7 protein-coding genes are annotated in these 13,118 nt (G+C 40.7%); 6 read left to right on the forward strand and 1 reads right to left on the reverse strand.

Annotated features, from left to right (window positions below; genetic code table 11):
* Nucleotides 1-30 precede the first annotated feature (30 nt).
* Entirely contained in the window at nt 31-2,064 is a 2,034-nt protein-coding gene (locus L2567_RS15880; RefSeq protein ID WP_235298790.1) for a S9 family peptidase, read from the forward strand.
* Here L2567_RS15880 and L2567_RS15885 read toward each other — a convergent pair.
* Nucleotides 2,057-3,613, reverse strand: a complete 1,557-nt coding sequence (locus tag L2567_RS15885; RefSeq protein ID WP_235298791.1) for a hypothetical protein — start codon at nt 3,611-3,613, stop codon at nt 2,057-2,059. The genes L2567_RS15880 and L2567_RS15885 overlap by 8 nt on opposite strands.
* A gap of 183 nt (nt 3,614-3,796) precedes the next feature.
* On the opposite strand from L2567_RS15885, the gene L2567_RS15890 reads away from it, so the two are divergent.
* From L2567_RS15890 to L2567_RS15910, 5 genes are all read left to right on the forward strand, one after another.
* The gene (locus tag L2567_RS15890) at nt 3,797-4,141 is read left to right on the forward strand and encodes a P-II family nitrogen regulator (RefSeq protein WP_235298792.1); all 345 of its coding nucleotides are present in this window, start codon (nt 3,797-3,799) and stop codon (nt 4,139-4,141) included.
* A gap of 37 nt (nt 4,142-4,178) precedes the next feature.
* A complete protein-coding gene (locus L2567_RS15895) occupies nt 4,179-5,435 on the forward strand; it encodes an ammonium transporter (RefSeq protein WP_235298793.1) in 1,257 nt (418 codons plus the stop codon).
* A 266-nt stretch (nt 5,436-5,701) separates the two neighbouring features.
* Nucleotides 5,702-6,730: an outer membrane beta-barrel protein gene (locus L2567_RS15900; RefSeq protein ID WP_235298794.1), complete on the forward strand. Its 1,029-nt coding sequence runs from the start codon at nt 5,702-5,704 to the stop codon at nt 6,728-6,730.
* Between the two features lie 379 nt (nt 6,731-7,109).
* On the forward strand, nt 7,110-11,579 hold the full coding sequence (gene gltB, locus L2567_RS15905) for a glutamate synthase large subunit (RefSeq protein ID WP_235298795.1): 4,470 nt from the start codon (nt 7,110-7,112) through the stop codon (nt 11,577-11,579).
* A 2-nt stretch (nt 11,580-11,581) separates the two neighbouring features.
* Nucleotides 11,582-13,045: a glutamate synthase subunit beta gene (locus L2567_RS15910; protein ID WP_235298796.1), complete on the forward strand. Its 1,464-nt coding sequence runs from the start codon at nt 11,582-11,584 to the stop codon at nt 13,043-13,045.
* Nucleotides 13,046-13,118: the final 73 nt, after the last annotated feature.

Here is a 13,118-nt window from a genome sequence, read left to right on the forward strand (position 1 = left end):
TCATATCTTAGGTCAACTAACCTATTTGATATGAGAATTCTTAAAATTTTACTACTTGTTATTGTTGCTGTGAATCTACAAGCACAAACAAAATCCAATCTCGAGCTAATCGATATTTTCAACTATGAATACGTCTCCGATCCACAGATTTCACCAGATGGTTCGAAGATTGTCTATGTAAGAAATTTTAAAGATGTAATGACCGATCGAAACCTGTCCAATCTCTGGATTATAGATTTCGATGGCCAGAATAATCGACCATTGACCACAGGCAATAATAATGACTATGATCCACGATGGTCGAATGACGGAACCCGTATCACTTACAAGTCGAATAAAGAAGATGATAAGATGAAACTATATTTGATGTGGGTAGATACCAGGGAAAGTTTTGCTCTGACCAATACTTCATCTGCTCCCTCCAATGTGGCATGGTCCAGAGATGATGAATATCTGGCTTTCACCATGTTTGTCCCAGGTACATCTGAGTCTATTGTGAAAATGCCTTCTAAACCTGAAGGAGCTTCGTGGAATGCTCCGCCGACATACATCGATAAAATGAATTACCGAGGTGATGGAGCCGGATATTACAAGCCGGGAAATACTCAGATTTTCATTTTATCTACAGAGGGTGGTACACCGATGCAAGTCAGCAAAGGAGATAAAAATCATGGAAGTCCAGAGTGGTCAGAAGATGGCGGGAAGCTATATTTTTCAGCTGATTTGGAAGACGATGAAGAATGGCAGCCCGCTGATTCAGAAATCTATGAATTGGACCTGAATACCCGGGAAGTTAAAGCCTTGACTTCCAGATTTGGGCCGGATTACAGCCCAAAAGTTTCTCCCGATGGTAAAATGATTGCCTTCCTGGGCAATGATGATACTTACCAGGGCCATACCAATACTGAGTTATATGTCATGGATATAGATGGCAGCGATAGTCGGATGATTTCTCAGCAATTAGATAGAGATATAGAGAATATCAATTGGGCACCTGATAATCAAGGGCTATATTTTCAATATACAGATCATGGAGATTCCAAACTTTCTCACATGAGTTTAAGTGGCAACGTTACGGCTGTAACCGGAAACATAGGAGGTTTATCCCTCGGCAGGCCATATAATGCGGCGGATTATAGCGTCTCTAAAAATGGTCGATTTGCGTTCCCTTTAGCAAGTACCAGCCATCCTGCAGATCTAGCTTCTCATGTAACAGGAAATACGAAACGCTTAACCCATCTGAATGATGATCTATTTGGATTCAGAAAATTGGGTAATGTTGAAGAGATGAATTGGAAATCTTCGTATGATGGGTTAGATATCCAGGGTTGGTTGGTAACGCCGCCTGATTTTGATTCCAGTAAGAAGTACCCACTTATACTGGAAATACATGGAGGGCCATTCGCAAGTTATGGATCCGTTTATTCTGCGGAAATTCAGGCTTTTGCAGCTGCCGGTTATGTGGTGCTTTACACCAACCCTAGAGGTAGTACAGGATACGGACAGGAATTTGCGAATTCTATTCACCACGATTACCCTAATCATGATTATGAAGATCTCATGTCCGGAGTAGATGCGGCAATTGAAAAAGGATTTATAGATGAAAATAATCTCTTTGTTACCGGCGGCAGTGGTGGTGGAGTATTAACCGCCTGGATTGTTGGCAAGACCAATCGGTTCAGAGCTGCTGTAGTCGCCAAACCGGTGATCAATTGGTACAGTTTTGTACTTTATGCAGATGCTCCTAATTTCTTTTACAGGTATTGGTTTCCAAATAAGCCATGGGAGGATCCAGAACCTTATTTGAGAAGATCTCCTCTCAGTTATGTTGGGAATATTGAGACACCCACCATGTTGTTAACAGGAGAAGAAGATTACAGAACGCCCATTGCAGAATCAGAGCAATTTTATGCTGCCTTAAAAATAGAAGGTGTAGAAAGCGCCATGGTCAGAATACCTGGCGCGAGCCATGGGATCGCTAATAAACCGAGCAATTTGATTGCCAAAATAGCTGCTATTCTCGCCTGGTTCGACAAATACAAACAGGTGGATGAAGTTAAATAAAGGCGGATGAGTTTTGAAAGCGTTCCTTTACAATTTGCTGTAAAGTCATTCCGCGAAGTTTACTTTGTACCCAAAGCGTAATATCCAGATATAAAAATGCTCTTTTTTCATAAGGAGCATTTTTTATCATAATGAGTTCTTTGTTGAAATCGACCAGGGCCTGTCGTCGATCGCCAAGAGGTAGCTTGACTACCTTCTTGAAGAAATCAAGTGCAATGGTGATGAGCGTATCTTTCTGCTCGATTTTCATGATGTACTTCTTTACATTTCTGACCAGATAGTCCATGATTTCATAGTTTTCTTCATCAAAGTGAGCCATTAGGAACATAATGCGGGCATAAGCTTGTATATCAGAGCGAAGATTAACATTTCTGTCAGCCTGTATGATCTTATTTAAGTATTCAATGGCCTTACCCGGATTATCATTTCCGAGATGCATCCATGCAATTTTATAGTAAAAAACCAGAATCCTGTGATAATCCAGTTTTTCCTTGTACCTGCCAATTCTTCGGAGCGTGCGAGGAATAATCTTCACTCCTTCGTCAAAAGTACCCTCCATGAAGTGCTTGTTCATTCGGGCCATGTGGACGTACAGGAAGGAAATAATCTGTGAAGTGGAATTAAACTTACTGTATTTGGTTTTTCGGTATTTTTCAAGTTCTTTCAGATGCTTTGTGAAGTTTTGATAATCGTTAATGTTGAAAGTAGAGGTCAATAAATAATGATAGGCACGCATATAGTTGTCCGGGTCTCTTTCAATCATTAGTTTATCATCTTTCAAGGTCTTAACCCACTTGAGGGCGTATTCGTAGCATCGATCAAAATCCAGTAAGATGTAATTGTACCAAACGAGTGATTGGTATAAAAAGATCTGCTCTCTAAAACTCATCTCACTGTAGTCCAGTTGTGGGAGATTTTCTTCCAGAAAAAGACTGATTCTGTCATATTCCTCTTGGGACTTAACATGTCCTCCATCTATATAAAAGGAATGGAGATTCATCCTGATATTCGACAGTTTGATTTCGTTAGAGAGGGTGTTTATAATGCCATTGGCCTCATCTGTCAATAAAAAGTTTTTCTCTGGTCCGGTCCTTGTAATGTGTCTGGACTCAATGATTTTTTCGAATTCAATGATTTCAAGAATCAATATTTCATTACTCACTTTATAAGCCATCTTTTTGGCTCTCTGCAAAATCTTTAAGGCCTGAAGATAAAGACCCTTATCATATAGAATTTGAGCAAAATCTAAATGTTCTCTAATTTCGATGTGAATTTTCCTATTAATATGAATGAGTCTGAGGCTGATCAATATTTGCTTGTATAAATGCCGTTTCAGATTAGAATATTGAGATTTTTTGAGCCCTTTAATCTTAGAGTAAACTATCTTTTCATCGTACTGATCCATTTTATCTATCAGATCAAACAATTGTAAAAATTTTAAGTCGTCGCTGTCCTGAATTCGCTTTGCATACAAGGTGAAATTTCTCTTTTCGGACTTAGTCAGAGACTTAACTAACTTAAATAGCTGATCAGATTGTGAGATTGGCATAACAATTAAGTGATTCTTTGTTTATTGAAAATCAATGACTTACAGGCCATATGGATTAGCTAGAAACTACATTTCTGTGTAAAAGAGAGATCAAATTGGCAAGTTCAAATTTTATAATTGTAAAACATTCGCGAATTGAAAATAGCTCTTTAACACTTTTACAAAGTAAACAAAACAAAACAAATGAAGAAAATTGAAGCAATCATTAGAACCTCAAAGTTCGAAGATGTTAAAGACGCACTAGCTGAGAAACATGTCAACTTCTTCACATTCTATGAAGTGAAGGGTTATGGACATCAGAAAAGCGAGGCAACGGTCTACCGAGGTGCTGTTTATGATGTTGGTTACATAGGAAGGATGAAGCTTGAGATCATTTTATCAGAACATGTAGTAGATGATGCCATTAAGGCCATTAGATCAGCTGCACATACTGGAGATAATGGTGACGGACTTGTTATGGTTTCCGATCTGGATGAAGTTTTGAATATCAGATCAGGAGCCAGAGATTCTGACGCCATCAATGCTTAAAGAACTAAACTTTTAAACTTTATAAAAACATTTAGAAATGAGTGAAGGATTATATACCGCACACAATTTATGGATACTGATTGCAACAGTACTAGTATTCATCATGCACTTAGGCTTTGCTTCTCTTGAAGCTGGGTTTGTAAGAAAGAAAAATACGGTCAATATATTATTTAAAAATGCGATGATCATTGCCATAGGACTATTAACCTATTTCGTATGTGGATACGGATTAATGTATCCGGGAGACGGGGCAGCAGGGGGATTTTTTGGATTTGCAGGAGTAGGTGTTGCAGCACCTGGGGACTTGGATTCACTACTTGCAGCTTCAGCTGAAGGCTTTAGTATGCCTTCGTATACAGATTTTATATTCCAGGCCATGTTTGCGGCTACATGTGCGACCATTGTATCAGGGGCAGTAGCAGAAAGAATTAAGCTGGGGCCATTTTTAATTTTCACCACTATTTTTGTCGCCATATCTTATCCCATCACTGGCATGTGGCACTGGGGAGGTGGATGGCTAGCAGAAATGGGATTTTACGATTTTGCGGGGTCGACATTAGTTCATGCGGTAGGTGGATTTGCGGCACTGGCAGGTATCATTTTATTGGGTGCCAGAAAAGGTAAGTATACCAGTAAAGGGATCAAGCCTATTCCTGGACACAGCATGCCATTAGCACTACTTGGTGTATTTTTACTTTGGTTCGGCTGGTTTGGTTTCAATGGTGGTTCAGTGTTATCAGCGGACGCGGCGACTGTTGCTAAAGTATTTGTTACCACTAGTTTAGCAGCTGCCGGAGGAACTATTGGAGCATTTGTGATCTCTTATGTGATGTTTAAAACTCATGATCTATCCATGGTTTTGAACGGCATACTTGGTGGGCTGGTCGGCATTACTGCTGGCGCGGACTTAATGAGTCCATTTGCGGCCATTATTATTGGACTCATCGCCGGGGCCATCATTCCACTTTCTGTCGTTATGTTCGATAAATTAAAATTAGACGATCCTGTAGGAGCTACATCCGTGCACCTGGTATGTGGAATTTGGGGAACGCTAGCCGTGGGAATTTTTGGTGATATGGCTGGTCTTGGGCAACTGGGGATACAGTTTATCGGTGTTGCTGCAATAGGTGCATTTACCTTTGTAATTGCTTTCGTCATTTTTTATGTTTTAAAAGTGACCGTCGGTATCAGAGTTTCAGAGGAAGAAGAGCTAAAAGGCCTGGATGTGTCGGAGCATGAAATGAGTGCTTATCCTACATCTGAAGCTCTTGCTTATAATTTAAACGTACAGTAGAAAAATAAAAATCACCCGAGTTGCAGCTCGGGTGACACAGATACGGAAAACCGTAATTAATACTTGACTAAAATAAAGGTATAAAAAAAATAAATTCTACCCTTGTTTTTTCGGTTTTCCAACTCTGTTTTAGGGGCTTTAAAATGATGATAATGGGCGATCAACACTAGATCATTTGTTCATAACATTTTGTCCTTCAATTTATTAGGGTCAAAAGGACTCCATTTATTACTAAAACAATTAATCAATAGAAAATCGAAAGAATTATGAAACAGTATATATTAACCTTGACCGCACTTTTAATAGCTTATTCAGGCTTTGCACAGATAGCAATCGATAGTAATTTCACATTGAGTGGATCTGTAGACGTTTATTACAGAGCAAACCTTAATGCATCCAACGATCCCAGCGTGGAGAAGAATGGTGTGATGAATACCATGGCCCCTGGAACTTCCTTCGCTAATCAACCAGGTTTCTCATTGGGAATGCTAAACCTGATTACAGGATACGAAGGTTCTAAAGTCGGTTTTGTCGCTGACCTGGTTTTCGGTCCTCGGGGAGCTGAGGCTGTATTTGGATCTCCTGCACCATTAAACATCGTGAATCAACTTTATGGTTACTGGAATGTCACAGATCGAGTAACATTAACGCTAGGTAATTTTAATACCTTTCTTGGATATGAGGTCATATCGCCAACAGGTAATTTCAATTATTCCACTTCTTATATGTTCTCTTATGGTCCATTTTCGCATTCAGGTCTTAAAATGGATGTGGATTTAGGAGGTGGTTTTTCCGGAATGTTGGGAATTTTCAATCCGACAGATGCAACAGACTTTAATCCTACGGGTGACTATGTAGGGGGAGCTCAGCTAGGCTACTCTAATGAAGCAGGTGGAGCCTGGCTTAATTTCCTGGTTTCTGATGGATTTTATCAGATGGATCTTACCACTGGATTTCAGGTTAGCGAAAAAGCATATTTGGGTTTGAACGCGACAACTGCACAAGATAATTTCGCCGGAGCAGCAATATACGCACAGTACGCGACTTCTGAATCACTCACACTTGGTGTCAGAGGAGAATATTTTGTGGATAATGGTGTTGAGGTCTTGGTGCCGGAAGAAAGTGTCATAGATTTAACATTGTCAGCAAACTATAAAGTGGGTAATTTGACCATTATCCCTGAATTTAGAGTAGACCTTTTCTCTTATGAAGATGCTGTCGTTACGGATGTTGTAAATGATGAATACAGCAGTAGTCTTGCATCTTTCTTACTTGCGGCAGTTTACGCTTTCTAAAGGTATAATTAAGCAACTATAATTTTTCCATACAGTTATTTTAAGTAAGTCCATCGGATAAAGATTCAATGGCAGAAAATGTTAAAAAATACTTCCAAAAGTACTTATTTAACAGTTTCAAGATCACAAAATAAGATGGTGTAGTATGTTGAAAAACAATATATTATGCCATCTTTTTTACTTTTGGCCAGCACAATTTGACCTATATCTATCAAGCTACGAATAATTTCCGTGTTATATTTGAATAACAAGGCTAGGAAGCCTAAATAAGAAATACTTAAGAACAGTTTCTCTTTCATTGAATGGCTCCTAAGGAGTTAGTGGCTTACTCCTGGGAGTCTATTTTTCTAATCTTCATTCAAGAAACAAATTCCTACAAATGTCTGAATCGATATCATACGGACTGTATACGCCAGAGTTAGAAAAAGATGCATGTGGTATAGGTTTGATTGCAAATCTCAATAACCTCAGCTCTCATAAGATTATTAATGACGCACTGTCTACGCTAGAAAGTTTGGAGCATCGTGGTGCTTCTGGATATGAAGCCAACACGGGGGATGGTGCAGGTATTTTGATCCAAATTCCTCACGAGTATCTGTCAATAAAATGCCAGGAATCAGGTTTTAGTCTTCCTGAAAAAGGCAGCTATGGGGTAGCCATGACCTTCATGCCGAAAAAAGAAGCTGATAGGTCCATATGTGATGAAGCATTTCAAAAGTTAATTAAAAGTTTTTCCTTCGTACTCATTGGCACCAGAGATGTACCCACTGACAATTCAGATTTAGGAGGTACAGCAAAGAGTACAGAACCACACATTGTTCAGATATTTTTGCAATGCGAAGAAGGATTAAAGGGAAAACAGCTCGAAAAAAAGCTTTATGTTTTTAGAAACTATTTGACGCATTATATTCATCAGCAGGAACCTGCCTTAGAAGATATTTTTTATATCTGTTCCTGCTCGAGTAGAACCATCATCTATAAAGGCCAATTGACATCTAATCAAGTCAGAAATTATTTTGTAGATCTACAGGATACGAGAGCTGCATCTGCCATTGCACTGGTGCATTCGAGGTTTTCAACAAATACCATCCCTAAGTGGCGATTAGCGCAGCCTTTCAGAACCATTGCGCACAATGGGGAAATCAATACCATTCAAGGAAATCTCAATTGGTGGCGTGCCAAAGAAAAGTTGTTTGAATCACCAGAATTCAGCAAAGAAGAATTGGATCAGATCTTCCCGGTATGTGAGACCGGGGCATCAGACTCTGGGAACTTCGATAATGTGTTAGAGTTTTTGATCATGAATGGAAGATCCATTCCTCATGCTTTGATGATGATGATTCCGGAAGCCTGGCAGAATGATGAATTTATCGATGATTATAAGAAAGATTTTTACGAGTACCATGAAGCTTTTATGGAGCCTTGGGATGGTCCTGCTTCTATTTGTTTCACTGACGGGGTTTTAGTTGGGGCTACCTTGGACCGAAATGGTCTGCGCCCTTCACGGTATTTGTTGACCAATGAAAACGTTTTAATATTAGGTTCAGAATCAGGTTGTATACCGGTAGACCCCGCTTCAATTCTTTATAAAGGCAGGCTTCAGCCAGGAAAGATTTTGATTGCTGACCTGGATGAAAAGAGAATCATTGGTGATGATGAATTGAAGAAGATAGTCTGTAATCGTAAGCCTTACGGCGAGTATCTTGAAAAGTATAAAATTCATATCAGTGATATTCAGGTTGATGAAACACTTCCACCCACACAAAATGATCTCTTGACTGAGAAATTAGCTTTTGGATTTACTGTTGAAGATGAGCAAATGATTCTGCAAGCCATGGGTGAAGGAGGGCACGAACCCATCGGTTCTATGGGTTGCGACATTCCATTAGCAGCGCTCTCGATCCAGTCTCAGCACATTTCCAATTACTTTAAACAACAATTCGCACAAGTAACCAATCCGCCTATTGACCCCATCAGAGAAAAGGCATATATGTCGTTAAAGACCTTTCTTGGAGGTGAACCTAATGTCTTAGCCCCAAAGGAAGAAAGTGCTATCATGTTGAGAATGGACTCACCAATCTTAAATAAAAAACAATATGTTGCCCTGAGCCATCTGGATACCGAGCATTTCAAATCCAGAACCTTACCTCTACTATTCAAATCAGATGGAAAGGAAGGAAGACTTGAAGAAGCACTAGACGATCTATGTGAAAAAGCCAGAAAGTCCATCGATGAAGGGTTTAATGTTATCATATTGGATGATGCTCAAATTAATTTAGAATGGGCGCCCATACCAAGCTTGCTGGGATTAGGTTGTTTGCATCATTTCCTGATCAAAAATGGATTAAGAAGAAAGGCTTCAATCGTTGTCAAAGGTGGTGACATTATCGAGACACACCATTACGCATGTTTATTGGGATATGGTGCCGATGCCATTTTTCCATGGTTAGCGGTGAAGCATCTGGGAAGTGACGAAAAGATTCAAAAATACTACTATGCTGCGGAAAAAGGACTGTTGAAAGTCATGTCAAAATTAGGGGTTTCAACCGTCCTTTCTTATCAGGGATCTCAAACATTTGAAGCTATTGGTATCGGAGAAAAGGTGATTGATAAGTGCTTTAAGGGGACGGTTTCCAGGATCAGTGGTTTGGATTTCAATGGCCTAGCTAAGGAAGTCTTCGTTCGCCACCTGGTTGCATTTGATGAGAATCATAGATTGAACGAACTACCTGAAAGTGGTTTTTACCAATGGAAGCAAAGAGGTGAACATCATTTGTTTAACCCTAAATCGGTTCACCTACTACAACACTCGACAAGAAATAAGGACTATAGCACCTTCAAGAAGTATTCAGCTGAAATCAATAATCAATCACAAAGAGCCAATACTTTAAGGTCGCTTTTTGAATTCAGGGAAGGGGAAGTTATTCCTCTAGAGGAAGTCGAATCAGTGGAAGAAATCATGAAGCGATTTGCTACCGGCGCGATGTCATTCGGTTCTATATCTCATGAAGCACATTCGACATTGGCTATAGCCATGAACCGAATTGGCGGGAAGAGCAACAGTGGCGAAGGTGGAGAAGATGAAGCCAGATTTAAGAAAAAGGATAATGGAGATTGGGAGCGTTCTGCAATCAAACAAGTGGCATCGGGAAGGTTCGGTGTGACTAGCAATTACCTGGTTAATGCTACACAGTTGCAGATTAAAATGGCACAGGGTGCCAAGCCTGGTGAAGGCGGACAACTACCGGGACATAAGGTCAATCACTGGATTGCAAAGGTAAGGCATTCCATTCCAGGTGTGGGTTTGATTTCTCCACCTCCTCATCATGATATTTACTCCATAGAGGATTTAGCCCAACTCATATTTGACCTGAAGAATGCGAATCGATTTGCAGATATCAGTGTCAAATTGGTTTCGAAAGCAGGAGTAGGAATCATAGCATCCGGAGTTGCAAAAGCACATGCAGATCATATATTGATTTCAGGACACGATGGTGGAACAGGAGCATCGCCCCTTAGCTCTATTAAGCACGCGGGCCTTCCATGGGAGTTAGGCTTATCAGAAACCCATCAAACCCTGGTTAGAAATAGATTGCGCGACAGAGTCACTGTCCAATGTGATGGTCAGATGAAAACCGGAAGAGACCTGGCCATTGCCACTTTGTTGGGAGCTGAGGAATGGGGTGTAGCAACAGCAGCCTTGGTCGTAGAAGGCTGTATTATGATGAGAAAGTGCCATCTAAATACCTGTCCGGTGGGGGTGGCTACCCAGGATGAACAACTCAGAAAGAAATTTACAGGAAAAGTCGAACACCTGGTGGATTTTTTCACCTTCCTCGCGCAGGAGCTTCGTGAAATTATGGCTTCACTCGGATTCAAGACGGTGAATGATATGGTGGGTCGAGCAGATATGTTGAAGGTCAGAGATCATCTTGACCATTGGAAGTGGGAAAGCCTGGATCTGAGCCCCATTCTGCATTTTGATACCAAGTTTATTAATCAATATAAAAACATAGAACAAGATCATGGGCTTACCAAAGTTTTGGACCGACGCCTGATCAGGTATTCAGATTTGTCGATTGAGTATGGTGCTCCGATTAACAGTAGTTTTGAGATCAAAAACACCGATAGGGCAGTAGGAACCATGTTGTCCAGTGAAATTAGTAAGAAATACGGATCTGACGCCTTGCCTCCTGATACCATCAACTTCAGGTTCCGCGGATCGGCGGGACAAAGTTTTGGAGCTTTTGGAGTCAAAGGCGTAAGTTTTACATTGGAAGGGGATGCCAATGATTACTTTGGAAAAGGATTGTGTGGTGCAAAACTCATCGTTGTACCTGATAGAAATGTCACTTTTGACGAAAGCGAAAACATCATCATTGGCAATGTGGCCTTGTATGGTGCCACATCTGGAGAGGTTTATATCAAAGGGGTGGCAGGTGAAAGATTTGCCGTTAGAAATTCTGGTGCAACTGCTGTTGTGGAAAGTATTGGTGACCATGGTTGCGAATACATGACGGGTGGTGAAGTAGTAGTCCTGGGCTCCACAGGTCGAAATTTTGCCGCAGGAATGAGTGGTGGTATCGCCTATATCTATGATGCCAAGGAAGATTTTGCAAAGAAATCCAATTTAGAGATGATAGATATAGATGAGCTAACCGACGAGGATTTCTCCAGACTCCGAAAGCTGATCAGAAATCACTTTAAGTACACGAGCAGCCTGGCTGCTATCAGGATATTGAATGATTGGGAGTCAGAGAAAAAGAATTTTGTTAAGGTCTTCCCTAAGGAGTACAAGAAGGTTTTAAAACTACAGGAAGAACAGAAGAAAGAAGAATTAATAGCGTAGTCATGGGTGATATTAAAGGATTTTTAAAGTATGATCGCGAACTACCTGAGTCAAGGGATGTGAGGTCGCGCATCAACGATTACAAAGAGATTTATAAAGAATTTCCAGAAGAGAAAACTAAAAGTCAGGCGGCAAGATGTATGGACTGTGGAATCCCATTCTGCCATAGTGGATGCCCTCTGGGCAATAATATTCCTGCATTTAATGATGCTGTATATCAGCAGGACTGGGAGAAAGCTTTTCAGGTTTTAAACAGCACCAATAATTTTCCTGAGTTTACAGGTAGAATTTGTCCCGCTCCTTGTGAAAAAGCCTGTGTTCTGGGAATAAACAGTGACCCTGTGGCCATCGAACATGTGGAAAAAACCATTGCTGAAAAAGCCTATGAAAATGGCTGGGTGGTGGAAAACAAAGGTGTGTCAACGGGCAAAAGTGTTGCGGTGGTGGGTTCCGGACCTGCTGGATTAGCAGCAGCCTCTCAGCTATTGAAAGCTGGACATGAGGTGACGGTCTATGAGCGGCAAGACAGGATAGGAGGTTTGCTGACTTATGGTATTCCAGACTTTAAGTTGGAAAAAGAGGTGGTGGAGAGAAGAATTAAACTAATGGAAAAAGCGGGCATTAATTTTATAACCAATGCTAATGTTGGAGTTGATATCAAAGTGACTGCATTGTTAAAACAATTCGATGCGATCGTATTGGCAGGAGGTTCTACCATTCCGAGGGATCTTAATATTCCAGGCCGGGAACTCAAAGGTGTCCATTTTGCCATGGAATTCCTTGAACAACAAAATAGAAGGGTTCAAGGTGAAAAAATAGAGGGGGATGACGCCATTTATGCCACAGATAAAGATGTTTTTGTAATCGGCGGTGGTGATACAGGTTCGGACTGTGTAGGTACTTCTAACAGACACAAAGCGAAGTCGATCAACCAAATTGAATTGATGTCAAAACCACCAGAAACCAGAGACCCATCAACCCCCTGGCCACTTTGGCCGATGCAACTAAGAATCTCCAGCTCGCATGAGGAGGGTGCTGAAAGACATTGGGCTATCAATACAAAAGCATTCATAGGCGATGAAAATGGTCAGCTGACTGGATTAAAGCTAGTCGATCTGGAATGGGTCAAGGATCCTGAAACCGGCAGATTTTCATTTAAAGAAAAAGCAGACACAGAGCGAATAGTTGCCTGTGACCTTGCGTTGCTCGCCGTAGGTTTTGTTCATCCGCAGCATGAGGGAATGCTTCGCCAGTTAGAGGTAGAATTGACTGAAAGAGGAAATGTAAAGGATGATAGATATAAGACCAGTAGGGAAAAAATATTTGTGGCCGGAGATATGCGTCGAGGCCAATCTTTAGTTGTTTGGGCCATCGCTGAAGGTAGAGAGGCTGCGATAGAAGTTGATAAGTTCCTGCAAAAGGACAGCGCATTGGTAAGTAATCATAGATCTCCCTTATTTGTTTGAATATAGAATCAGAAGGACTTCGGTCCTTCTGTATTCACTTTTCTGTCGAAAATCCCAATAGGGTAAGCTACAT

The organism is Portibacter marinus (assembly GCF_021533195.1).
Classification (GTDB): Bacteria; Bacteroidota; Bacteroidia; order Chitinophagales; family Saprospiraceae; genus Portibacter; species Portibacter marinus.